The following is a 24,111-nucleotide window of genomic DNA, read 5'->3' as shown; positions in this document are numbered from 1 at the left end:
GCGGGAGATCCGCACATCACATCGGGCCCGGCAGGCGGAAGCGTGACTCAGAGTGTCTTGCCCGTGGCGGGGCCGACGATCAGCTCGTCCCCGAAGCGGTCCACCCGGACCGTGTCGCCGTCCTTGATCTCGCCGGAGAGGATCTCCTTCGCGAGCCGGTCGCCGATCGCGGTCTGCACCAGCCGGCGCAGCGGCCGCGCGCCGTACGCCGGGTCCAGGCCCTCCTCGGCCAGCCACTGAAGCGCCTCGGGCGTGACGTCCAGGGTGAGCCGCCGCTCAGCGAGCCGCCGGGCCAGCGCGTCGATCTGGAGCGCCGCGATCCGCTCCAGCTCGGCCTTGGTGAGCGCGGAGAAGACGACCAGGTCGTCCAGGCGGTTGAGGAACTCCGGCTTGAACGACGCCCGGACCACCTCGAGCACCTGCTCCCGCTTCTCCTCCTCGGAGCTGACCGGGTCCACCAGGTACTGGCTGCCCAGGTTCGACGTCAGCACCAGGATCGTGTTGCGGAAGTCCACCGTGCGGCCCTGGCCGTCGGTGAGCCGGCCGTCGTCCAGCACCTGGAGCAGGATGTCGAAGACCTCCGGGTGCGCCTTCTCCACCTCGTCGAGCAGCACCACGCTGTACGGACGGCGCCGCACCGCCTCGGTGAGCTGGCCGCCCTCCTCGTAGCCGACGTAGCCGGGGGGCGCGCCGACCAGCCGGGCGACGCTGTGCTTCTCGCCGTACTCCGACATGTCGATGCGGACCATCGCCCGCTCGTCGTCGAAGAGGAAGTCCGCGAGCGCCTTGGCCAGCTCGGTCTTGCCGACACCGGTCGGGCCGAGGAAGAGGAAGGAGCCGGTCGGCCGGTCCGGGTCGGACACGCCGGCCCGCGAACGCCGCACCGCGTCGGAGACGGCGCGCACGGCCTCGGACTGCCCGATCAGCCGCTTGCCGATCTCCTCCTCCATGCGCAGCAGCTTCTGCGTCTCGCCCTCCATCAGCCGGCCGGCCGGGATGCCGGTCCAGGAGGCGACGACGTCGGCGATGTCGTCCGCGCCGACCTCCTCCTTGACCATGGTGTCCTTGGCGACCTCCTCCTCGGCCTCCGAGGCGGCCTCCAGGTCGCGTTCGAGGGCCGGGATCTCGCCGTAGAGCAGCTTGGACGCGGTGTCGAAGTCGCCGTCGCGCTGGGCGCGTTCGGCCTGGCCGCGCAGCTCGTCCAGCTTCTCCTTCAGCTCACCGACCCGGTTGAGGGACTGCTTCTCCTTCTCCCAGCGGGCGGTGAGACCGCGCAGCTCCTCCTCCTTGTCGGCGAGGTCGCGGCGCAGCTTCTCCAGGCGCTCCTTGGACGCCTGGTCCGTCTCCTTGCTGAGGGCCAGCTCCTCCATCCGCAGCCGGTCCACGGCGCGCTGCAGCTCGTCGATCTCGACGGGCGAGGAGTCGATCTCCATGCGCAGCCGGGAGGCGGCCTCGTCGACCAGGTCGATGGCCTTGTCCGGCAGGAAGCGGGAGGTGATGTACCGGTCGGAGAGGGTGGCCGCGGCGACCAGCGCACTGTCCGCGATCTGCACCTTGTGGTGCGCCTCGTAACGGCCCTTGAGTCCGCGCAGGATCGCGATGGAGTCCTCCACGGACGGCTCGGCGACCAGCACCTGCTGGAAGCGCCGCTCCAGCGCCGGGTCCTTCTCGATCCGCTCGCGGTACTCGTCGAGCGTGGTCGCGCCGACCATGCGCAGCTCGCCGCGCGCCAGCATCGGCTTCAGCATGTTGCCGGCGTCCATCGCGGAGTCGCCTCCGGCGCCCGCGCCGACGACCGTGTGCAGCTCGTCGATGAACGTGATGATCTGCCCGTCGGACTCCTTGATCTCCGCGAGCACGGTCTTCAGCCGCTCCTCGAACTCGCCGCGGTACTTGGCGCCCGCGACCATCGCGCCCAGGTCCAGCGCGACCAGCCGCTTGTTCTTCAGCGACTCGGGCACGTCGCCCTTGACGATCCGCTGGGCGAGCCCCTCGACGACGGCGGTCTTGCCGACGCCCGGCTCACCGATCAGCACGGGGTTGTTCTTGGTACGGCGGCTGAGCACCTGCACCACCCGCCGGATCTCCTGGTCCCGTCCGATGACGGGGTCCAGCCTGCCCTCACGGGCGGCGGCGGTCAGGTCGGTGCCGAACTTCTCGAGGGCCTTGTACTGGCCCTCCGGGTCGGGAGTGGTCACCCGGCGCGTCCCCCTCGCCTTCTGGAAGGCCTCCTGCAGCTTGTCCGCGGTGGCGCCCTGCCGGGACAGTACCTCTCCGGCGGCCCCGCCCTTGGCGGCGATGCCGATCAGCAGATGCTCCGTGGACAGGTACTCGTCGCCGAGTTCGTTCGCGCGGGACTGCGCGTCCGCGACGACGGCGAGCAGCTCACGGTTGGGCTGCGGCGGCGCCACCGTCGATCCGGTGACGCTCGGCAGCCCGGCGAGGACACGCTCGGCCCCGGCGCGCACGGCGGCCTGGTCGGCGTCCACCGCGGCGAGCAGGTCCGTGATGTTCTCGTTCTCCTGCCCGGCGAGCAGGGCGAGCAGCAGGTGCGCGGGGGTGAGGTCGGGGTGCCCCTCGGTCACGGCCCGGTTGCCGGCGGCGGCCAGTGCGTCCCGGCTCCGGTTGGTCAGCTCGGCGTCCACGTGTCCGTTCTCCTCCTTGGTGCCCTTCGACGACCATCGGCATGCGTCTGGCTGACTGTGCCAGCGTCCACAAACTTGAGTCTAGTTCACTCAAGGTCGTACCGGCGAGGGCTTCGGGGCTAAGTTCCGGGGCATGACCCTCACGTACGCGGTCGATCCGGGCGATCCGGACGCCTCCTATCTCAGCTTCTGGCGCGAGCGGCACCTGTGCACGCTGACCACGCTCCGCCCGGACGGCACGCCGCATCTGGTACCCGTAGGAGTCACCTATGACCCTGAGCATCTGCTCGCGCGGGTGATCACCAACCGGACCAGCGCGAAGGTCCGCCACATCCGGGCGGCCGGGGACGAGGGCGCGCCCGTCGCGGTCTGCCAGGTGGACGGCGGGAGGTGGGCGACGCTGGAGGGACGCGCGCGGGTACGCACGGAGCCGGAGCGGGTTCAGGACGCGGTGGAGCGGTACGCGGAGCGGTACGGGCGGATGCCGGGGCCCAACCCGGACCGGGTCGTCATCGAGATCGCCCTCACGCGGGCGATGGGGCGGGGGTGAGGAGCGGTGTGATCATCACCGGAAAGCGATGGCTTCCGGCCATCAGCCGACCTGGGTGATACCCCGAAATGTCGCCCAAAACTGCAGCGGCGTCACCGTGTTCAGGTCACGGTGACGCCGCTGCGGGGGGAAGCACCTGCGCGATCTTTTACGACGGGGGAATCGCGTCAGGCACTGCGGGGGGTGGCCGAGATGGTACGGGGGGCAGGGGAGTCGGACTCCACCTGCCGGTGGTCCCGCTGGTCCAGGTTCACAAAGATCATGCCGTACCGGATGGCGCACCGGACTGGCTTGGGCGCCCCCCTGGGCCGGCGCAGGCACCGGTACGCCCGCACGTCGCCGTCCTCGTCGCGGGTGACGACCACGGGCTCACCGAAGACGGTCACCATCAACGAGTCACCGCTGTGGGGGATGGCGGTGACCAGGTCGATGAAGTGCCATCCGGACCGGTAGGCGGTGGCCATCTCGCGCCGGAAGGAGCGGTCGTCAGGTGGGGTGGTCACGTCAGCTCCAGACAGTGTCTGCCGGGCGGTAGACCACGTCCTCGCCGTCACCCGCGCCCACGGCCTCACTCGACCAGACCGTGTCACCCTCCACGCCGCTCTGTGCGCCGGCAGGGCCACTCAGCGCACCGAAGGCCACAACGGCGGAGAAGGCGGCGACAAGCACCGAGCGAAGCATTCTCTTACGCATAGTCGGCTTCGTCCTCACTCGAAGGTCCCCTTTTCCCCCGTCAAGTAAGACGATGGCTCATTCGGGCACGTCATGGCCACACGATCGGTGCATCATGTTCCTGCATGTTCAGGAGCCTGGGGGGTGGAGATTTGTCAACGAATCGGACCAAAACCGTGCATCCCCATCCCATGACGGAGCTGTGCGCGGAAGGAAGTCGTCTGTACGCGAACGCTCTGCGCACGGGACGTATCCCCCGGGCGGAGGCCGAAGCCGCACCCTGCCTGGTCGACTTCTCCCTGCTCCACCCCGATCCCGACGACCCCGACTGGCTGCGCCCCGTCCCGCCGTCCGTCGTCCTGGCGCAGCGCCTCGACCCGATCGAGCGCGAGATCACCGAACGCAGACGGCTGACCATGGAACTGGCGGAGACGTTCGAGCCCTTCATAGGACTCGGCGCGCCCCTGACGGAACCGGCACACTCCATCACCGTGCTCGAAGGACTCGACAGGATCAACGAGGCGCTCGACCTGGCGACCTCGCAATGCCGGCACGAAGTCCTCACCGTCCAGCCGAAGAACCGTCACCCGGAGCAGCGCCTGATCGAGGCGCTGGAGCGCGACCGGCCCCTCATCGAACGCGGGGTGCGCATCAGGACGCTCTACCAGCACACCGCACGGTACAACCCCGAACGCATCGCCTGGACCGAGCAGTTCGCCGACGGCAAGGTGGAGTACCGCACCATCGACGAACTCGTCGAACGCCTCATCATCTGCGACGACACCGTCGCCTTCATCCCCGTCCGGGACGACCGCCAGGTCGCCCTCGAACTGCGCCACCCCGGGCTGGTCCGCTACCTCATCAAGGTCTTCGAGTTCATGTGGGGCCGGGCGGTCCCGCTCACCGCCGGCACCCCCTACGAGACCGCGGCGGACGGCCTCACCGACATCCAGCACTCGATCGCCAAGCTGCTCGTCGAGGGACACGTCGACGAGGCCATCGCGCGCCGCCTCGGCATGAACGTCCGCACCTGCCGGGCGCACATAGCGAAACTGGCCACCGCGCTCGGCAGCGGAAGCCGTGCCCAACTGGGGTATCTGATCGCACAGTCGGGCATTCTCGAGCAGGACCACTGACCGGGGGGCGACCAGCATGAGCGGCGACGCGCCACACGAGGCCACCGAGGCCCTCCGGGCGGAGGCACTGGACCTGTACGCCCGTGCCCTGGACGAGGGCCGCCTGCCCGCCGCGACGGACGCGGAGGCCCCCCTCCTGCTCCGCCTCGGCCTCCTCCGCCCCGCCCAGGACGACCCCGAGCGCCTGGAGCCGGTCCCGCCGCACCTCGCCCTGCACCGGCTGCTGCGCGCCTCCGAGGACCGCGTCGCCGAGGAGCGGCGGCGTCAGGAACGGCTCGCGGAGACCCTGACCCCGCTGCTGCGCGCCCGTGAGCCGGCGGAGCAGGAGTCCTCCCTCGTCACCCGGCACAACGGCATGGAGCGCATCGGGCGGGTCATCGGCGAGGCGATGGCCGACGCGACGGAACTCCTCGCGGTCCAGCCGTACCGCAGCTACGTCCGCTTCGACCCGGCCGTCCACGAGCCCGCCGTCCGGCGCGACCAGGCCCTGCTGGACCGCGGCGGCCGCATCCGCGCCCTGTACCAGCACACCCTGCGCCACGCGCCCTCGCTGGCCTGGCGTTACGAACGCCTCAGCGGCGACGTCGAGGCGCGCTCCCTGGACGAGATCACCGACCGCCTCGTCGTCGTCGACCGCGAGGTCGCCTTCATCCCGGCCGGCCCCGAACGCTCCACCGCCCTGGAGATCCGGCACCCGGCGATCGTGGCGTTCCTGGTCACCACCTTCGACCGGCTGTGGCACCTCGCCTCGCCCATGTACCCGGAGGCGGACCGGCAGCCCACCCTCAACGGCGTCACCCCGCGCCAGCGCGCCATCGCCGCGCTGCTCGTCGAGGGACACACGGACGCCGTCATCGCCGACCGGCTCGGCATGAACATCCGCACCGCGCGGGAGCACATCGCCAAGCTCGCCGCGGTCCTTGGCAGCAGCAGCCGCGCCCAGCTCGGCTACCTCATCGGGAGGTCGGGGATCCTCGACCAGGGGGGATGACCACCGGCGTCTGTGCGCCGTCCAGCCCCGCCTGGGCGATCCGCACCCCCAGCTGCGTCCGGCTCGCCGCCCCCAGCGTCTCCGAGAGGCGCGCGATGTGGGCCCGGCAGGTACGGACGCTGATGCCCAGGCGTTCCGCGATGACCGCGTCCTGGTGGCCCTCCGCGAGGAGCGCGGCGATGGACTGCTCGCGGTGCGAGATGCCCTCGATGCCCGTGTCGGGGAGCGGCGCGGTCAGCGGGATGGCGAGGCGCCACAGGCGCTCGAAGACCGTGCCCAGGTACTCCACCAGCGCAGGGTGCCGCAGTTCCAGCGCCATCGTGCGCTCGGAGTTCGCGGGGATGAAGGCGACCGTGCGGTCGAAGAGGATCAGCCGCTCGATGACCTCGTCCAGCGTCCGCGCCTCCACCGCGTCGCCCATCAGCTCCAGATAGCTGAGCAACCCGTGCCCGTGCCGGGCGACATGGGTGTACAGGTCCCGCATCCGCACGCCCCGCCCGCGCAGCGCCATCGCCCGGTGCAGGCCCTCCGACAGCTCGGCCTCGCGCCGGATGCCGCCGGGCTGGACGGTCAGCACCTCGGTGGTGCACGCCTGCGTCGCCTCGTCCATCGCGGCCTGGATGCGGGCCAGTCCGTCCAGCACACGGATCGCGGGGCCCTCCGAGAAGCCGCCCGGGGCCGGCACCTGGCTGCCCAGACCGGCGTACCACTCGAAGGCGGCGACCGCCGAGCCGACCCGGCGCTGACTCGCCCTCACCTCGTCGTACATGCCGCGCAGCAACCGGGTCATGACCTCCTGCGGGGAGGTCGGGACCAGCCAGTCCATGTCGTCCGGGTCGGGGTGCAGCAGGGCGAGCTCCATGAGGCAGGGGACCCGCTCGGCCTCCCGGCGCGGCAGCCGTCCGCGCCGTACGGCCCGGGAGTACACGCGGTCCCCGGCCTCGCACAGTCGGTCAGCACCGTGCGGATGCTCGTCCGCCCCGTGCCCGGCCATCGCCCATCCCACCCCCGGTATCAGCGTCTTCCGCAGCGCAACTATGCGCGGCCGGAACCTGCTGTGCAACACGGGACCGGCCACCGCACCGGCCCGGGGGCCGGCCGGTGGCCGAATTCGTACGGAGGCGTACGAGGGTGCACAGGGTTACTTCTTGAGCCCGATCTCCGCGCACGCGTCCTTGAAGTCGCCGGTGCAGATGTCGGACATCTCATAGAAGCCGTCGGCGAGGACGGTGTCCTCCAGGTTGTCCTGGGTCAGCGCGACCACGGGCACCAGCTGCGCCGGGATGTCCTGGTCGGTGGGGCTGTCGACGCGGTCGCGGGTGAGCGCGTCGAACTGGATGTCCCGGCCCTGGACCTTCGCCACGGCCATCTCGGCGGCGTTCTCGGCCTCTTCCGGGTAGGACTTGTAGACGCTCATGTACTGCTCGCCGGTCACGATCCGCTGCACCGCGGCGAGTTCCGCGTCCTGGCCGGTGATCGGCGGCAGCTTGGTCACGCCGGCGGCGCGCAGCGCCTTCACGATGCCGCCCGCCATGCCGTCGTTGGCGGAGTAGACGCCCTTGATGTTGTCGAGGCCGATCTCGCCGATCGCCTCCTTCATGTTCTTCTCGGCGTTCTTCGGGTCCCAGTCCTTGGTGTCGAAGGACTTGGCGATGGTGACCTTGCCCTTGAGCTCGGACAGCGCACCGGCCTTGAACTGCTTGGCGTTGGGGTCCGTGGACGAGCCGTTCATCATCACGATCTTGTCGGTGATGCTCAGCTCGCCGCCCAGCGCCTCCAGCAGGGAACGCCCCTGCACCTCGCCGACGAGCGAGTTGTCGAAGGAGATGTACGCGTCGATCGGGCCCTCGGCGAGCCGGTCGTAGGCGATGACCGGGATGCCGGCGTCCTTCGCCTTGGCGACGCTCTCCGCGATGCCGTGCGCGTCCACCGCGTCCAGCACGATGACGTCGACCCTCTTGTCGATCATGCGCTGCATCTGGCCGGCCTGCTTGTCGGCGTCCGCCTCGGCGTTGGCGTACTCGACCTTGCCCTTGCTGCTCGTGAGCTCCTCCACCTTCTTCTTGAAGATGGGGTAGTCGAACTGCTCGTAGCGCGTGTTGGCCTTCTCCGGGAGGAGCAGGCCCACCGTGATGTCGTCGCCCTTGGCCGGGCTCGCGTCGTCGGTGCCGCCCGTCGCGTCGAGCATGCCGCAGCCGGCGAGCGTGACGGACATGGAGACGGCGGCCACGGATATGGCGAAACGACGCATGCGAGGGCTCACTTCAGGTGCGTATTGGACGTGGGCACAGCTATGCGGCCCATGTGACTGAAAAGCCAACGCTTCGGCGCCCACCGCGTCAAGAGGAAGCCACTTAACGAGATGAACACGACACGGTGCGCTGAACTCGTGAAAGTCCTGCGGACATCGCGCGGGGATCACCTGGACACGCAGGCATACCATAGCCACAGGTGTGCTCGTACATAAGAGAAGGGGCCCGTGGGTTCTGTGAACCCACGGGCCCCTCTTCGCCTCGGCGCGCGGTCAGTCGGACTGCTGCTGACGCTTGGGGCGCCAGACCACCAGCGCGCTGGTCTGCTGCACCTCCTGGTAAGGCACCAGGTCACGGCGGTACGAGGCGTGCACGGCGGCCTCGCGCTGACGCATGGCCGCCGCCGCGCCGTCGAGCGCGTCCTCCAGTTCGGCCACACGGGCCTGGAGGGTGGCGACCTGGTTCTCCAGTTCGATGATGCGCTTGATTCCGGCCAGGTTGATGCCCTCGTCCTGCGACAACTGCTGCACCTGACGGAGCAGTTCGATGTCACGGGCCGAGTAGCGCCGGCCCCGGCCCGCCGTACGGTCCGGCGACACAAGCCCCAGACGGTCGTACTGACGCAGCGTCTGCGGGTGCAGGCCGGAGAGCTGGGCCGCCACCGAAATGACGTAGACCGGGGTGTCCTGGGTCAGTTCGTACGGGTTGCGTCGACGGCCGTCCATCGCATCAAGCTCCCTTCGCGGCCTGGAACAGCTCCGCCCGCGGATCCTGGTCCGCGGTTGCCTCGCGATACGCCTCCAGGGCGTCACGAGCCTTCCCCGACAGGTCCTTGGGAACACTCACCTCGACGGTGACCAGCAGATCACCGCGGGTGCCGTCCTTGCGGACCGCTCCCTTGCCGCGGGCGCGCAGGGTGCGTCCGTTGGGTGTGCCCGGCGGCAGCTTCAGCGTCACCGGCGGACCGCCCAGCGTCGGCACCCGGATCTCGCCCCCGAGAGCCGCCTCGGGGAACGTCACCGGCACCGTGACCGTCAGGTTGTCGCCCTTGCGGCCGAACACCGGGTGGCTGCCGACGTGCACGACGACGTACAGGTCGCCCGCGGGGCCGCCCCGCTCGCCGGGCGCCCCCTTGCCGCGCAGCCGGATCCGCTGGCCGTCGCTGACCCCCGCGGGGATGCGCACCTGCATCGTCCGCGAGGACTTGGCCCGGCCGCTGCCCTTGCAGACCTCGCAGGGCTCCTCCGCGATCAGGCCACGGCCCTTGCAGTCCGGGCAGGGGTCGGTCAGCGAGAAACCGCCGCCCGAGCCCCGCGCCACCTGTCCGGTGCCGACGCAGGTCGGGCACACGCGCGGTGTGCCGTTCTTGTCGCCGGTGCCCGAACAGGCCTTGCAGGGCGACTGCGACGACATCCGCAGCGGGACGGTCGCACCCTCGATGGCCTCGGTGAAGCTGAGCGTCACCTCGGACTCGATGTCCTGGCCCCGGCGCGGCTGGGTCCGCTGGGTCCCCGGGCCGCCCCGGTTGAACAGGCCCCCGAAGACGTCACCGAGCCCGCCGCCGAAGCCGCCCTGGCCGCCGGCCTGACCTCCGAAGAGGTCGCCGAGGTCGAAGTTGAACGAGCCGCCGCCCGCGCCCGGCCCCGGACGGAACCCGCCGTTGCCGAAGAGGGCGCGCGCCTCGTCGTACTCCTTGCGCTTCTTGGGGTCGCCGAGGACGTCGTTCGCCTCGGAGATCTCCTTGAACCGCTCCTCCGCCTTGGCGTTCCCCTTGTTGGCGTCCGGGTGGTACTCGCGGGCGAGCTTCCGGTACGCCTTCTTGATCTCGGCCTCGGTGGCGTCCTTGGGGACGCCGAGGACCTTGTAGTAGTCCTTCTCGATGAAGTCCTTGGTGCTCATCCCCGACGTCCCTCCTTTCCTGCGTCAGCCGTAACGTCAGCCCTCCTCCGGGCCACCGTTCTCCTTGTTCTCCCCGTCCGCCTGCTCCGTGCCCTCCTCGGCCGGCAGAGCCGTCTGCGCGCCGGGCTGCGGCTCGGCGACGGCCACCCGCGCGGGGCGGATGGTGCGCTCGCCGATGCGGTACCCCGGCTGCAGAATCGCCACGCACGTCGTCTCGGTGACGTCCGGCGCGTAGGAGTGCATCAGGGCCTCGTGGATCGTCGGGTCGAAGGGCTCGCCCTCCTTGCCGAACTGCTGGAGGCCCAGCTTGGCCGCCGTGGTCTCCAGCGACTCCGCGACCGACTTGAAGCCGCCGACGAGCTCGCCGTGCTCACGGGCGCGGCCGATGTCGTCGAGCACCGGGAGCAGTTCGGTCAGGAGATTCGCCACGGCGGTCTCCTTCACGGCTGCCCGGTCCCGCTCGACACGGCGGCGGTAGTTCTGGAACTCGGCCTGGAGGCGCTGGAGATCCGCGGTGCGCTCGTTCAGCGCCGTACGGGCCTGGTCCAGCTGGGCCACCAGAGCGGCGTTCTGCTCGGTGTCCCCGGCCGGGGCCGCCTCTTCCTCGCGAGAGGGAGCGGCGGCCTGCGGCTCGGCGTCCTCGGACGGTGCGCCGGAAGGGACATCGGGCTGCTGCTGTTCGTCGAAGCCCGGGGTCTCTTCCGTCACGCCGCACCGTCCTTCCGGTCCTCGTCGACGATCTCGGCGTCGACGACGTCGTCGTCGGCCTTGGCCTCACCGGCGCCGGCGGAGGCGCCGCCCGCGGCCTGCGCGCCCTGGGCGTCGGCGTACATCGCCTGGCCCAGCTTCTGCGAGACGGCGGCGACCTTCTCGGTGGCCGTGCGGATCTCGGCGGTGTCCTCGCCCTTGAGCTTCTCCTTCAGCTCGGCGACGGCGGCCTCGACCTCGGTCTTGATCTCGCCGGGCACCTTGTCCGCGTTGTCCGTGAGGAACTTCTCGGTCTGGTAGACGAGCTGCTCGCCCTGGTTGCGGGTCTCGGCGGCCTCGCGGCGGGCGTGGTCCTCCTCCGCGTACTTCTCGGCCTCCTGGCGCATGCGCTCGACCTCGTCCTTCGGGAGCGACGAACCGCCGGTGACGGTCATCTTCTGCTCCTTGCCGGTGCCGAGGTCCTTCGCCGTGACGTGCATGATGCCGTTGGCGTCGATGTCGAAGGAGACCTCGATCTGCGGGACGCCACGCGGCGCCGGCGGCAGACCGGTCAGCTCGAACATGCCGAGCTTCTTGTTGTACGCCGCGATCTCGCGCTCGCCCTGGTAGACCTGGATCTGCACCGACGGCTGGTTGTCCTCGGCCGTCGTGAAGATCTCGGAGCGCTTGGTCGGGATCGTGGTGTTGCGCTCGATCAGCTTGGTCATGATGCCGCCCTTGGTCTCGATGCCGAGGGACAGCGGGGTGACGTCCAGCAGGAGGACGTCCTTGACCTCGCCCTTGAGCACACCGGCCTGGAGCGCGGCGCCGATGGAGACGACCTCGTCCGGGTTGACGCCCTTGTTGGCCTCCTTGCCGCCGGTGAGGTCCTTGACCAGCTCGGCGACGGCGGGCATACGGGTCGAACCGCCGACCAGGACGACGTGGTCGATCTCGCTGACGGAGATGCCGGCGTCCTTGATCACGTTGTTGAACGGGGTCTTGCAGCGCTCGAGCAGATCCGCGGTCAGCTGCTGGAACTGGGCGCGGGTCAGCTTCTCGTCGAGGTGCAGGGGGCCCTCGGCGGAAGCCGTGATGTAGGGGAGGTTGATCGAGGTCTCGGTGGACGAGGACAGCTCGATCTTCGCCTTCTCGGCGGCCTCACGCAGACGCTGCAGCGCCATCTTGTCCTTGGCCAGGTCCACGCCGTGGCCGGCCTGGAACTGCTTGACCAGGTAGTCGACGACGCGCTGGTCCCAGTCGTCGCCACCGAGGTTGTTGTCACCGTTGGTGGCCTTCACCTCGACGACACCGTCGCCGATCTCCAGGAGGGAGACGTCGAAGGTACCGCCACCGAGGTCGAAGACGAGGATCGTCTGGTCGTCCTTGTCGAGGCCGTACGCCAGGGCGGCGGCCGTCGGCTCGTTGACGATGCGCAGCACGTTCAGACCGGCGATCTCGCCGGCCTCCTTGGTCGCCTGGCGCTCGGCGTCGTTGAAGTACGCCGGGACGGTGATGACCGCGTCGGTCACCTTCTCGCCCAGGTACGCCTCGGCGTCCCGCTTCAGCTTCTGCAGCACGAAGGCGCTGATCTGCTGCGGGTTGAAGTCCTTGCCGTCCAGGTTGATCTTCCAGTCGGTGCCCATGTGGCGCTTGACCGACCGGATGGTCCTGTCGACGTTGGTCACGGCCTGGCGCTTGGCCACCTCGCCGACCAGCACCTCACCGTTCTTGGCGAAGGCGACGACGGAAGGCGTGGTCCTGGCGCCCTCGGCGTTGGTGATGACGGTGGGCTCGCCGCCCTCCAGAACGCTGACGACGGAGTTAGTCGTGCCCAGGTCGATGCCGACCGCACGTGCCATTTCGATTCCTCCAACTGACTTGAGTGGAACAGACTCAAGCATGCATGACGGCCGCCATCGGGTCAACAGAGCTGAGTCGAGCAGACTCAACTCTTATCCGCTTCTTACACGCAACCGCCCGCTGACCTGCGGCGACGCGCTGGCGACACGTTGACGCGGAGGGAAAACAGGGGTGACGGGACGCCTCACCAGCATCAGCACGAGCACCGCGGCGCCCGCCGCGACCCACCACGCCGCCCCCGGGGACAGCCTGCCGGTGTGCACGCACACCGCGACCAGCGCCCCCGCCGCGGAGGCGGCGCCCAGCAGTACCGGCACCGCGCGCGGCGCGAGGCCCAGCCGCCGCAGCCGGTGCCCGAGGTGGTCGGGGCGTCCACGGGTCACCCCACGGCGGTCGAGCCGCCGCCCGAGTACCACCAGGACCGCGTCCGCACACGCGACCGCCGTCAGGGCGTACAGCACGGCCGCCCCGGCTCCCGTTCCCTGCCCGGCCCGGACGAAAACCGCCGAGGCGGCCAGCAGGAAGCCGGTGAACAGCGCGCCGGCCGCGCCCAGGCCCGCCTGCGCGGGGAACCAGTTGTGCAGCAGGAAGCCGATGAGCGCGGCCGCCAGCACGCCGAGCAGTGCGGCCAGGCCCTCCATCAGCTCGGCCGTGGCGCACGCGGCGACCCCGAACGCGCCCACCGCGCCGACCGTGCCGGCCAGCCCGTCGGCGTGGTCCAGCCCCCGGAAGGCGGTGGTCGCGACCGCGATCCACACCACGGCGGCCGCTCCGGCGGCGACGCCGGTCTCCTCGTACGGCACGACGAAGCCCGCGGCGACCGCCGTGCCGGCCGGTGCGACCCACCACCGCAGCCGCCGCAGGTCGGCGGCAAGCCCGAGCAGCGCGACACAGCCGGCCGCCGCGAGCACCCGGCCGACCCCGGCGCCCAGCGGCAGCAGACCGGCGCGGTCGGCGCCGGCCGCGACCAGGAGGGTGGCCGGCGCGACGGCCGTTCCCCCGGAAAGCGGCAAGGGCCGGCGCCGCCTGCGGTCGGTGATTCCGAGACGCAGGGCGGGGGTCCGCAGCACCCCGGTGAGGAGGGCGGAGAGCAGCAGGGCGGTGGCGGCGGCGGCGATCCCGTAGAGCACGGATATAAGTTAGGGGCGTATGGACTGATTTGGCGTGAATAACACGATCGGATCCCGGACGCCATCCGGGACACCCTCGAAAGGGCGCCTTGGTAGGCGACCCTCAGCGATTCAGATCACCCCGTGCCCGGCTACAGTGCGGCCTGAGATGGGGGTAGTCTCAGACGGACTGCATAAGTTACCGCTTAGTAATCTCGGGGAAGCCGAACGGCAGCCGGACGCAAGCCGCACGGCGGCCGGCCGGCACACCCCGTGAGCCCCACCGAAAAACCGCCCCCAGAACCCCTCGCAGGCCCGAGGAGCCCCCATGCAACTCGCCGCGATCATCGTGTCGCTGGTCCTGACCGTGGTCGGCGTTGCGCTGCTCGCACGCGCGATCGGCCAGTTCGTCCGGTACTTCAAGCTGGGCCAGCCGGTCCCGGCCGGCACCCGGACCGACAACCCCTACCAGCGCAGTGTGACCCTGGTGCGGGAGTTCCTCGGCCACACCCGTATGAACAGGTGGGGCATCGTCGGAATCGCCCACTGGTTCGTCGCCGTCGGCTTCCTGACCCTGCCGCCGACCCTCGCCCAGGCCTTCGGCCAGCTCTTCCAGGCCGACTGGACGCTCCCGGTCATCGGCGGCTTCCTGCCGTTCGAGCTGTACATCGAGTTCATCGGCGTCATGACGATCCTGGGCATCGCGACGCTGATCGTGATCCGCCTGCTCAGCCTGCCGACCCGGCCCGGCCGCAAGTCCCGCTTCACCGGCTCCAAGTCCGGCCAGGCGTACTTCGTCGAGGCCGTCATCCTCATCATCGGCCTCGCCATCTACGTGCTGCGCGGCCTCGAGGGCGCCCTGCACCACGTCGACAGCTACGAGCCTGCGTACTTCGCCTCGTACCCGCTGGTGCAGGCCTTCGACGGGCTGTCCGTCGGCACGCTGCAGAACCTGGTCTACCTGGCCGCGATGATCAAGATCGGGACGTCGTTCGTCTGGATGATCGTCGTCTCGCTCAACACCAACATGGGTGTGGCCTGGCACCGCTTCCTCGCCTTCCCCAACATCTGGTTCAAGCGCAACGCCGACGGCTCCACGGCGCTGGGCGCCCTGCAGCCGATGACCTCCGGCGGCAAGCCGATCGACTTCACCGACCCCGGTGACGACGACGTCTTCGGCGTCTCCCAGGTCGAGCAGTTCTCCTGGAAGGGCCTGCTGGACTTCTCCACCTGCACCGAGTGCGGCCGCTGCCAGTCGCAGTGCCCCGCGTGGAACACCGGCAAGCCGCTCTCCCCCAAGCTGCTGATCATGTCGCTGCGCGACCACGCGCATGCCAAGGCCCCCTACCTGCTGGCCGGCGGCGGCAAGACCATGGAGGGCGAGGAGAAGGCGTCCGAGGAGCAGCTGGCCGGCGTGCCCGCCGCCGCCCTCGCCGAGGCCGAGCGCCCGCTGATCGGCACCGCCGAGGAGAACGGCGTCATCGACCCGGACGTCCTGTGGTCCTGCACCACCTGCGGCGCCTGCGTCGAGCAGTGCCCGGTGGACATCGAGCACGTCGACCACATCGTCGACATGCGCCGCTACCAGGTGATGATCGAGTCCGCGTTCCCGTCCGAGGCGGGCACGATGCTCAAGAACCTGGAGAAGAAGGGCAACCCCTGGGGCCTGGCCAAGAAGCAGCGCCTCGAGTGGCTCAAGGAGGTCGACTTCGAGGTCCCGGTCGTCGGCAAGGACATCGAGGACCTGTCCGAGGTCGAGTACCTCTACTGGGTCGGCTGCGCCGGCGCCCTGGAGGACCGCGCCAAGAAGACCACCAAGGCCTTCGCCGAGCTGCTGCACATCGCGGGCGTCAAGTTCGCGATCATGGGCGGCGACGAGAAGTGCACCGGTGACTCCGCCCGCCGCCTCGGCAACGAGCCCCTGTTCCAGGAGCTCGGCATGGAGAACGTCATGGCGCTGAACATGGCGTTCGGCGAGGAGATGGACGACGAGGGCAAGGTGACGCCGGAGTCGGCGAAGCCCCGGTCCGCGAAGAAGATCGTCGCCACCTGCCCGCACTGCCTCAACACCCTCGGCAACGAGTACCCGCAGCTCGGCGGCGACTACGAGGTCATCCACCACACGCAGCTGCTGCAGCACCTGGTGGACGAGGGCAAGCTCATCCCGGTCACCCCGGTCGAGGGCCTGATCACCTACCACGACCCGTGCTACCTGGGCCGCCACAACAAGATCTACACGCCTCCGCGCGAGATCATCGGCAAGGTCCCGGGCCTGCGCAACGAGGAGATGCACCGCCACAAGGAGCGGGGCTTCTGCTGCGGCGCCGGCGGCGCGCGGATGTGGATGGAGGAGCGGATCGGCAAGCGCATCAACAACGAGCGCGTCGACGAGGCCCTCTCCCTCAACCCGGACATCATCTCCACCGCCTGCCCGTTCTGCCTGGTCATGCTGACCGACTCGGTCAACGGCAAGAAGAACGACGGCAAGGCCAAGGAGTCGACCCAGGTCGTCGACGTGGCCCAGCTGCTGCTGGAGTCGGTCAAGACCCCGGTCGACCCGGCGGGCGAGGAGGAGTCGGAGCCGGCGCCTGAGCCGGAGCCGGTGAAGTAAGGCACGCCGAGTGGTGAAGGGGCCGTCCTGAGGGGCGGCCCCTTCGGCGTTCCCGGAGTCTCCGGGCAGACCCGTCCGAGGGCTCCGGACACTCCCCTTCCGGGTGATGCGGGTACTCCCCTTAGGGGATGTCACAGCTCGGCAGCAATGCCCGGCCGCGTGGCCGGGGCCCGGCACACGGCCGCCCCGGACCAGGTACGTTCAGTTACGTGGCTGGATTCAGGATCGGACGCGGACGGAACAACGACGGTGCGCCTCAGGGGCGGCCGCCCCACCCCCCGCACGGGCGGCAGACACCGCCCGCGCCGTCGTACGGCTACCCGCCGGCACCGCAGCCGCCCTCCTACGGGCAGGGCGCGGGCGGCGGAAGCCCCTGGCCGCAGCCGCACGCCGGCCGCGGCGGCCCGGGCGGCTACGGGGGTCACGGCGGTCACGGCGAGCCGGAGTACTTCGGCGACGGCGGCTACCCCACCGGACCGCAGGGCGCCCCGCACGACCCGTACGCGGCCAACAACCCCGGTCACACGCAGGCGTTCTCGATCGACGACCAGTACCACCAGGACGACGTCTACCAGCCGCCCGCCGGCCCGGTCGGCCCCCGGCTGCACTGGAAGGCCCTGCTGAAGGGCATCGTCCTGTCGCCGCAGCAGACGTTCCTGCAGATGCGCGACTACACGATGTGGGGCCCCGCCCTCGTCGTGACGTTCCTCTACGGCCTGCTCGCCGTGTTCGGCTTCGACGGCGCCCGCGAGGACGCCATCAACGCGACGCTGTCCAACGCGATCCCGATCGTGCTGACGACGGCCGTGGCGATGGTGATCAGCGCGTTCGTCCTCGGCGTGGTCACCCATACGCTGGCCCGCCAGCTCGGCGGCAACGGCGCCTGGCAGCCCACGGTCGGCCTGTCGATGCTGATCATGTCCATCAGCGACGCCCCGCGTCTGGTGTTCGCCATGTTCGCGGGCGGCGACGCGACCTTCGTGCAGCTCCTCGGCTGGGCCACCTGGGTGGCGGGCGGCGCCCTCCTCACCCTGATGGTCAGCCGCTCCCACGACCTCCCCTGGCCGAAGGCCCTGGGCGCGTCGTCCATCCAGCTGATCGCGCTGCTGTCGATCGTGAAGCTCGGCACGTTCTAGACCGTCCCGGCCGGGCCCCGGTGTGCGCGTCACGCCGGGGTCCTTCCCCTGCCGCGCCGTGATCACCTCCTGCTACTGTCGCCCCTGCTCGCGCAGGACGAGCGGCGACATCGTGACACGCCCCCCTGCGCGGCGCCCTGGGGAGGGACTTCACACGTGAATCGTCCGCCGGACAAGCGGGCCGTGCGCCGTCGGCGTGCGCTCGGCCGTACAGCTCTCGTCGTCACGCTCGCCGTGACCGCAGGCATCGGCGCCACCACGGGGACGGCCACCGCCGCCGACCCGGCCACGGCGTCCGCCGAACCCGTCGTCATCAGCCCCGGCGCCCGCTTCGTGCCCCGCGCCACCCTCGTCCTCAACACCGGCGAGACCGGCTTCCTCACCGCGCAGGAGGGCGACGACCGCCTGCGCTGGATCGACTACGCCACCGGCACGACGACCGTCCTCGACCACCGGCTGCCCAAGCCACTCGCCTACGACGTCGACGACTTCCGCTTCGACCGGTACCCCGGCGAGTTCGGCCACGGCTCCGACACCGTCGCCCTCTACGCGGCGTCCCCGTCCCCGCACGTGACGCTCCAGCAGCGGGCGGGCGACGGACCGACGGTCACGGTCCCGATCCCACAGGACCAGTCGTACGTCGCCACGTACGGCGACACCGTCATCACCCGTACCGGCGCCGAGAACGCGGAGACGAGCCTGCACCTGCTGCGCACGGAGAACGGCCAGGTGCGGGACCAGAAGCTGGAGGGCCTGCCGGAAGGCTGGAACCTCACCGTCGGCACCGGCGACTCCCGGTCCGTGGCCGTCCGCGCGATCAAGTGGGAGGACACCACGATGCACCAGGGGTGGTGGGTCGTCGACCTCGCCACCGGCACGGTGACGGCACTCTCCCCCCACGGCGAGAGCGTCACCTTCGACCAGGACACCGTCTTCCACCTCGGCGCCCCGGAGCCCTACGCCGCCCAGGTGTACCGGCGGGACGACCTGGACGCGGAGCCGACCACCCTGGACCTGCGGGAGGTGGGCGCGCACGACTACACGATCCTGCCCTTCGCCGGCCGGTTCGCCACCGTGGCCCCGCCCAACCCCGGCGACAACGAGTACCGCGGCAACCACCTGGCCCTGGAGGACACCGAGGGCAACTGGAAGTCGCTGCTGACCGTCGCCTCCCCCTCGGTGCACCGCACGCCCGACGGCTCGCTGCTGGTGGCCGGCGCCGAGAAGGACACCGACTACGGCCCGCTCGACTGGGGCTACCACCTCCTCACGCCCGCCGCCGACGGCACCGTCACCCGCAGGCGCGTCGCGGACATCGAGGACCGGGAGGCCGAACCGTTCGGCATCTCGCTGGGCAGCGGCATCCTCACCACGGCCGACGACTCCAAGCTCTTCATGCCGCACACCTACGTCGGCGCCTACCGCAGCACCTGGCTGAAGACCTCCGGCCGCCCCGAGGAGCTGCACTCGACCGTCGACGGCCTCGTCAGCGGCGGCGACAGCGACTGCGGCGACAGCGAGAACGGCTACTGCGTGACCATGTTCGCCTCCGGCGACGGGCACCACGGCCGCCATGCCGGCACCGAGCAGGACGTCACCATGCTCTACCGCAACGGCGACTCCGCCTGGGGCCCGCGGGTGACCTCCGGGCTCGGCGCCCCCGAACTCGTCGACCTGTCCGGCCGGTACGGCGTGGTGAATCAGGCCTGGGGCGGCTCGCAGGCCGTCCTGCGCTTCGAGGACGGCGACACCGGAAGCGTCCTCGAGAAGCGGAAGACCGTGGCGTCGGCCGTCTGGGGCAGCACCCTGTGGAGCGCCACCGCCGGCTGGGACGACCCCGGTCAGAACCTCCCGACCACGGTGACGGCGAAGAACCTGTCGACGGGCGCCGCGGGCGAGACCTTCGACGCCGGGTGCGTCCCCCGCGAACTGCAGGCCGTGGGGCGCTGGGTGTACTGGCAGTGCGACGACTCCTGGCCCAACTACCGTGGCGGCGGCGTCTACGACCGGCAGGCCAAGCGCTCCCTGGAGCTCGGCACCGACAAGGCGCTCCTCGGGGACGGCTACCTGGTCCGTCAGTCGGACACGACCGGCCTTACCCTCGTCGACCTGCACGAGGGCCTCCCGGCGGGCGCCACCGAGGCCGACCTGCCCCAGCGCGTCATCGTCACCGCGGCGGAACTGGGCGCCCGGACCGTGCCCCGGGCCGGATGGACCGTGGACCGCTTCGGCGGACACGTCGCCTACGCGGGCGCGGACCGCCGGGTGCGGATCGTCTATTCGGGCGTCCCGGCCTCCCCCCTCGCCGTCATCGACGCGGAGACGTCGTCGTCCGCCCTGGACATCAAGGCCGGGCAGACCTGGACGTCCCGCTGGTGGCTGTCGAAGCCCGCCGCCTCCTGGACGCTGACCTGGAAGAACAAGGCGAGCGGCAAGGCCGTGCGCACCCTGTCGGGCGGCGAGGCCCGCGGCCGCCTGTCGTCCTCCTGGGACGGCAAGGACGCGGCCGGGCGGTACGTCCCGAACGGCGCCTACACCTGGACCCTGACCGCGAAGCCCGCCGACGGCACCGGCGCCGACCTGTCCGTCTCCGGGACCGTGAAGGTCACCGGCGGCGCCACCGTGTGGCGGGACATGGCGGGCGACGACGGCTTCGGCGACCTGCTGGCCACGGACTCCGCCGGGGTCGTGTGGATGTACCGGGGCACCGGGACCGGCGGAGTGAACTCCCGCACCGCCGGGACCGCAGGGGCGTTTCCCGCCGGCGCGGTGATCGTGCCCGTCGGCGACGTGGACGGCGACCGGTGCTCCGACGTACTGGTCCGGCTGGGCAACGAGCTGCGGGCCTACCGCCCCGGCTGCGGCAAGGTCGTCGGCGCCTCGTCGCCGTACACGGTGATCGGCCAGGGCTGGGGCCAGTACGACCAGCTGACGTCACCCGGCGACCTCAACGGCGACGGACACATCGACCTGATCGCCCGCCAGACCACGACCGGTGACATCTACTTCTACGCGGGCACGGCGGACCACCATCTCAAGGCGCGGGTGCGTATCCAGCTGAACTGGAAGCTGTACAAGCGGATCATCGGCGCCGGTGACCTGAACGGCGACGGACGCGGCGACCTGCTCGGCCAGGACTCCGCCGGTGTCCTGTGGCGGTACTACGGCACCGCCGCCGGCAGCGTGACCAAGCGGGAACGGGTCGGCGGCGGCTGGAACGCCTACTCCGCCCTCGTCGGCACCGGCGACCTCTCCGGCGACGGCCGCACCGACCTGCTGGCCCGCGACACCGCCGGGAAGCTGTGGCGGTACGCGTCCACAGGAAAGGGCTCCTACAGCAGCCGGGTGCTGGTCGGCTCGGGCGGCTGGAACTCGTTCAAGGGCCTGCACTGACCCGAGCGCGGAAGACAGGGACGGTCCCCGGCGTGAACATCACGCCGGGGACCGTCCCGTTGTGTGCAGGAGGCAGATCATCATGCGCGCAGCCCGCTACCACCGGTACGGCGACCCGACGGTGCTCACCGTCGAGGAGGCCCCGGACCCGGCTCCGGGCCCCGGAGAGATACGGATCCGGGTCGCCGCGGCGAGCGTCAACCCGGTCGACTGGAAGGTGCGCAGCAGCGCGGTGCGGGACTTCCTCCCCGTGGACCTGCCGGCGATCCCGGGCCGTGACGCTCTGGCGGACGTGGCGCCGCAGGGGATCGACCTGGTGCTCGACACGGCCGCGTCGGGGTCGCTCGGGGAACGGGTGGAGATCGCCGGCGACCCGTCCCGCGTGGTGACGGTCGCCGACCACGGGGACGCGGAGCGCCTGGGCGTACAGGCGGCCGACGCGGTCAACGACTCGACGTACCTCGCCGAGGCGGCCGCGCTCGGCGCGCAGGGCCGTTACACGCCGCGCGTGGAGCGGACGTACCCGCTGGAGGAGATCGCGGAGGCACACGCCCACTCGGAGGGCGGGCATGTGCGGGGGAAGATGGTGGTGGTGCTGTGACGAGCTTTAAAGAGCTTCCTTGTTGAAGGCGGGGGCCTCACCGGAGGGGGTGACCGGCGGGAGGACGCTCCACGGGAAGTTGATCCACTCGTCGGTGCGCTTCCACACGTACTCGCACTTCACCAGCGACTGCGTCTTCTCGTAGATGACGGCGCTGCGCACCTCGGCCACGGCGTCGAGACAGAAGTCCCGGACCAGCTTGAGGGTCTTGCCGGTGTCGGCGACGTCGTCGGCGATCAGCACCTTCTTGTCGGTGAAGTCGATCGCGTTGGGGACCGGCGCGAGCATGACGGGCATCTCGAGGGTGGTCCCCACGCCGGTGTAGAACTCGACGTTCACCAGGTGGATGTTCTTGCAGTCGAGCGCGTAGGCGAGACCGCCGGCGACGAAGACGCCGCCGCGGGCGATGCTGAGCACCACGTCCGGCTGGTAGCCGTCGTCGGCGATGGTCTGGGCGAGCTCGCGGACGGCGACGCCGAACTGTTCGTAGCTGAGGTTCTCGCGCATGCCGCTCACACCTGCGTCCGGTGGAAGTTGAGGTAGGACCGCGAGGCCGTGGGCCCGCGCTGCCCCTGGTAACGGGAGCCGTACCGCTCACTGCCGTACGGGTGCTCGGCCGGCGAGCTGAGCCGGAACATACAGAGCTGCCCGATCTTCATACCCGGCCACAGCTTGATGGGGAGCGTGGCGAGGTTGCTCAGCTCCAGGGTCACGTGACCGGAGAAGCCGGGGTCGATGAAGCCGGCGGTGGAGTGGGTGACCAGTCCGAGCCGCCCGAGGGAGCTCTTGCCCTCGAGGCGCGAGGCGAGGTCGTCGGGCAGCGAGATGACCTCGTAGGTGCTGGCCAGCACGAACTCGCCCGGGTGCAGGATGAACGGCTCGTCCCCCTCCGGCTCCACGAGCCGGGTGAGGTCCACCTGCTCGACCGAGGGGTCGATGTGGGGGTAGCGGTGGTTCTCGAACACCCGGAAGTAGCGGTCGAGACGTACGTCGATGCTGGACGGCTGCACCATGGATTCGTCGTAGGGATCGATCCGCACCCGCCCGGCGTCGATCTCGGCCCGGATGTCCTTGTCTGAGAGAAGCACGCCCCGAGAATACGCAAGGCGCGCGCGACGGCCGAAACCGGCCGCCCCGCGCGCCTGTGCCCTCTGTCTGCGGCTTCGCTGCCGCTGGCTGCCGCGTCGGGTGTCCTGTGCCCCGTGTGTCTCCGCTACCGCTTCTGCAAGGTCACCGGCACGACGCTGCGGAGCCGCGCACAGCGCGGACAACGCAGCAGCCGGCCGGGGCCGAGGCGCTCGGCCTGCTGCATCGGGAACGAGGCGGCGGTGAACACGTGCCCATCGGCACAGCGGACGACGGTGCGCTCCATCAAGTCCAAGAGTCCCTTCCCCAAGAGCCGCGTCTGGCTTGCTGCCCTGACGACAAAAGCCACGTTACGGGATGAAAGGAACGGCGCTCCAGGCGGCACCCCGGTCGCGCACAACGCCTTCACCGTACGCCCCGCCGTGTGCCCGCCGCAGCCGCTTCCACACCCTGAAACACCGTCAGGCCCCCGGGTCTTGGACACCGGGGGCCTGCGATGAGGTACAGTGAGCGAGCGTCCGGACCACTCCCGGTGGAGCGGTTCTGGATCTTGCGCGGGTGTAGTTTAATGGTAGAACATCAGCTTCCCAAGCTGAGAGCGCGAGTTCGATTCTCGTCACCCGCTCCACGAAGAAGGCCCAGATCACCGATCTGGGCCTTACTTGTTGTCTAGTCCAATCAGGGGGCGGCGTGCCCTCGGCGTGCCCTAAGTCGAGTCCAGGCCGCCACACCAGCGCCATTCGGGTGCCCAGCAGGCATCAACCTGCCCCGGCGTCCCATATCGCGAGACGCAATTCGTATGACCTGCGCCACACAGGGCGCAAAGGGTCACCAAGACGCATACGCAAAGGGTGGTTTGCGGGACGGGTGGCGCCCCGGTCTCCGGGCCTGCCTTGACGGGTTTACCTCGCCGACTCGGCAGTACGGTGAACCCGTGACCTCCTTACCGGAAGAATCGCCCTCACTGATCCGTGAAGGCGACCGCGAGGCAGCCGTGCGACGTCTGCAGGAGGCGTACGCGGAAGGGCTCATCCCACACGAGGTGTTGGACGAGCACCTCCACCAGGTGCTCAGCGCCAAGACGCGGAGCGAACTCGCGTCCGCTCTGGTCGCGCTCCCGGAGGAGCAACCGGGAAGCACTGCCACGATCGCCGCCGCCGGTGGGCGGATCAAGCGGCGTGGCGCGTGGCGGGTGCCTCGGGTCCTCAAGGTCGAGTCAGCATATGGAAGGGTGCGCCTGGACCTGTCCCGGGCGGTCATCGAGCACCCGATCGTCGACATCGAGCTGCAACTGGGAACCGGCGGGGCCCGGATCACGGTGCCCCGGGACGCGGTGGTCGACGTCGAAGGACTGAGCACGGGATGGAAGGACCTGCGCTACAAGATCCCGCGACAGCCCCGGCCCGGCGGGCCGACGATTCGAATCTCCGGGGTCATGGGATACGGACGCTTGAAGATTCGCCACGCCCTGCGTTGAAGC

At 70.3% G+C, this 24,111-nt stretch carries 20 protein-coding genes and 1 tRNA gene; 9 read left to right on the top strand and 12 right to left on the bottom strand.

The features are described 5' to 3' along the window. Positions 1-47: 47 nt before the first annotated feature. Positions 48-2,645 (bottom strand): ATP-dependent chaperone ClpB, encoded by a 2,598-nt coding sequence (gene clpB, locus AY578_RS17425; protein WP_019524258.1) that lies wholly within the window; start codon positions 2,643-2,645, stop codon positions 48-50. Between the two features lie 133 nt (positions 2,646-2,778). Here clpB and AY578_RS17420 point away from each other — a divergent pair, with 133 nt between their 5' ends. Further along, the gene (locus tag AY578_RS17420; protein ID WP_137207544.1) at positions 2,779-3,195 is read left to right on the top strand and encodes a pyridoxamine 5'-phosphate oxidase family protein; all 417 of its coding nucleotides are present in this window, start codon (positions 2,779-2,781) and stop codon (positions 3,193-3,195) included. Positions 3,196-3,362: 167 nt separating this feature from the next. On the opposite strand, the gene AY578_RS17415 is transcribed toward AY578_RS17420, so the two are convergent. Then, a complete protein-coding gene (locus tag AY578_RS17415) occupies positions 3,363-3,698 on the bottom strand; it encodes a Rieske (2Fe-2S) protein (protein WP_019524256.1) in 336 nt (111 codons plus the stop codon). A gap of 360 nt (positions 3,699-4,058) precedes the next feature. On the opposite strand from AY578_RS17415, the gene AY578_RS17410 reads away from it, so the two are divergent. Further along, positions 4,059-5,003: a hypothetical protein gene (locus AY578_RS17410; RefSeq protein ID WP_019524254.1), complete on the top strand. Its 945-nt coding sequence runs from the start codon at positions 4,059-4,061 to the stop codon at positions 5,001-5,003. Between the two features lie 16 nt (positions 5,004-5,019). Then, positions 5,020-5,994, top strand: coding sequence for a helix-turn-helix transcriptional regulator (locus tag AY578_RS17405; RefSeq protein ID WP_215187874.1), 975 nt, complete (start codon positions 5,020-5,022; stop codon positions 5,992-5,994). Here AY578_RS17405 and AY578_RS17400 read toward each other — a convergent pair. The 7 genes from AY578_RS17400 to AY578_RS17370 all read right to left on the bottom strand — a co-directional run bounded on the left by AY578_RS17400 (position 5,957) and on the right by AY578_RS17370 (position 13,825). Next, positions 5,957-6,988, bottom strand: coding sequence for a helix-turn-helix transcriptional regulator (locus tag AY578_RS17400; protein WP_019524252.1), 1,032 nt, complete (start codon positions 6,986-6,988; stop codon positions 5,957-5,959). The two genes, AY578_RS17405 and AY578_RS17400, sit on opposite strands and share 38 nt — an antisense overlap. Before the next feature lie 147 nt (positions 6,989-7,135). Continuing rightward, a complete protein-coding gene (locus AY578_RS17395) occupies positions 7,136-8,245 on the bottom strand; it encodes a sugar ABC transporter substrate-binding protein (RefSeq protein ID WP_234008038.1) in 1,110 nt (369 codons plus the stop codon). Between the two features lie 273 nt (positions 8,246-8,518). After that, positions 8,519-8,971 carry a heat shock protein transcriptional repressor HspR gene (locus AY578_RS17390; protein WP_136238942.1) on the bottom strand — a complete coding sequence of 151 codons (453 nt, stop codon included), beginning with the start codon at positions 8,969-8,971 and terminating at the stop codon, positions 8,519-8,521. A 4-nt stretch (positions 8,972-8,975) separates the two neighbouring features. Further along, entirely contained in the window at positions 8,976-10,145 is a 1,170-nt protein-coding gene (gene dnaJ / locus AY578_RS17385) for a molecular chaperone DnaJ (RefSeq protein WP_019524249.1), read from the bottom strand. Between the two features lie 36 nt (positions 10,146-10,181). After that, the gene (gene grpE / locus AY578_RS17380) at positions 10,182-10,853 is read right to left on the bottom strand and encodes a nucleotide exchange factor GrpE (RefSeq protein WP_019524248.1); all 672 of its coding nucleotides are present in this window, start codon (positions 10,851-10,853) and stop codon (positions 10,182-10,184) included. Further along, positions 10,850-12,694 carry a molecular chaperone DnaK gene (dnaK, locus tag AY578_RS17375; protein WP_006134637.1) on the bottom strand — a complete coding sequence of 615 codons (1,845 nt, stop codon included), beginning with the start codon at positions 12,692-12,694 and terminating at the stop codon, positions 10,850-10,852. Before dnaK ends, grpE begins: the two co-directional genes overlap by 4 nt. 93 nt (positions 12,695-12,787) lie before the next feature. Next, on the bottom strand, positions 12,788-13,825 hold the full coding sequence (locus AY578_RS17370; RefSeq protein ID WP_258902953.1) for an MraY family glycosyltransferase: 1,038 nt from the start codon (positions 13,823-13,825) through the stop codon (positions 12,788-12,790). Positions 13,826-14,132: 307 nt separating this feature from the next. Here AY578_RS17370 and AY578_RS17365 point away from each other — a divergent pair, with 307 nt between their 5' ends. The 4 genes from AY578_RS17365 to AY578_RS17350 all read left to right on the top strand — a co-directional run bounded on the left by AY578_RS17365 (position 14,133) and on the right by AY578_RS17350 (position 21,545). Next, entirely contained in the window at positions 14,133-16,415 is a 2,283-nt protein-coding gene (locus AY578_RS17365; RefSeq protein WP_028959540.1) for a (Fe-S)-binding protein, read from the top strand. A gap of 128 nt (positions 16,416-16,543) precedes the next feature. Then, positions 16,544-17,551 carry a Yip1 family protein gene (locus AY578_RS17360; RefSeq protein ID WP_215187872.1) on the top strand — a complete coding sequence of 336 codons (1,008 nt, stop codon included), beginning with the start codon at positions 16,544-16,546 and terminating at the stop codon, positions 17,549-17,551. A 156-nt stretch (positions 17,552-17,707) separates the two neighbouring features. Further along, on the top strand, positions 17,708-20,944 hold the full coding sequence (locus AY578_RS17355; protein ID WP_215187871.1) for an FG-GAP-like repeat-containing protein: 3,237 nt from the start codon (positions 17,708-17,710) through the stop codon (positions 20,942-20,944). Between the two features lie 82 nt (positions 20,945-21,026). After that, on the top strand, positions 21,027-21,545 hold the full coding sequence (locus tag AY578_RS17350; protein WP_215187870.1) for a zinc-binding dehydrogenase: 519 nt from the start codon (positions 21,027-21,029) through the stop codon (positions 21,543-21,545). A gap of 6 nt (positions 21,546-21,551) precedes the next feature. On the opposite strand, the gene AY578_RS17345 is transcribed toward AY578_RS17350, so the two are convergent. From AY578_RS17345 to AY578_RS17335, 3 genes are all read right to left on the bottom strand, one after another. Continuing rightward, complete coding sequence (locus AY578_RS17345) at positions 21,552-22,061, bottom strand: phosphoribosyltransferase (RefSeq protein WP_019524242.1); 510 nt, start codon at positions 22,059-22,061, stop codon at positions 21,552-21,554. Further along, positions 22,058-22,633: a dCTP deaminase gene (dcd, locus tag AY578_RS17340; RefSeq protein WP_019524241.1), complete on the bottom strand. Its 576-nt coding sequence runs from the start codon at positions 22,631-22,633 to the stop codon at positions 22,058-22,060. Before dcd ends, AY578_RS17345 begins: the two co-directional genes overlap by 4 nt. Positions 22,634-22,758: 125 nt before the next feature. Then, complete coding sequence (locus tag AY578_RS17335) at positions 22,759-22,917, bottom strand: hypothetical protein (protein WP_168713453.1); 159 nt, start codon at positions 22,915-22,917, stop codon at positions 22,759-22,761. Between the two features lie 268 nt (positions 22,918-23,185). On the opposite strand from AY578_RS17335, the gene AY578_RS17330 reads away from it, so the two are divergent. Beyond that, a tRNA-Gly gene (locus tag AY578_RS17330) sits at positions 23,186-23,259 on the top strand. Positions 23,260-23,565: 306 nt separating this feature from the next. Then, positions 23,566-24,108 carry a DUF1707 SHOCT-like domain-containing protein gene (locus AY578_RS17325; RefSeq protein WP_037640758.1) on the top strand — a complete coding sequence of 181 codons (543 nt, stop codon included), beginning with the start codon at positions 23,566-23,568 and terminating at the stop codon, positions 24,106-24,108. Positions 24,109-24,111 lie beyond the last annotated feature (3 nt).

The organism is Streptomyces thermocarboxydus (assembly GCF_024760485.1).
Classification (GTDB): domain Bacteria; phylum Actinomycetota; class Actinomycetes; order Streptomycetales; family Streptomycetaceae; genus Streptomyces; species Streptomyces cellulosae.
This window is presented reverse-complemented; position numbering and strand designations above follow the sequence as displayed.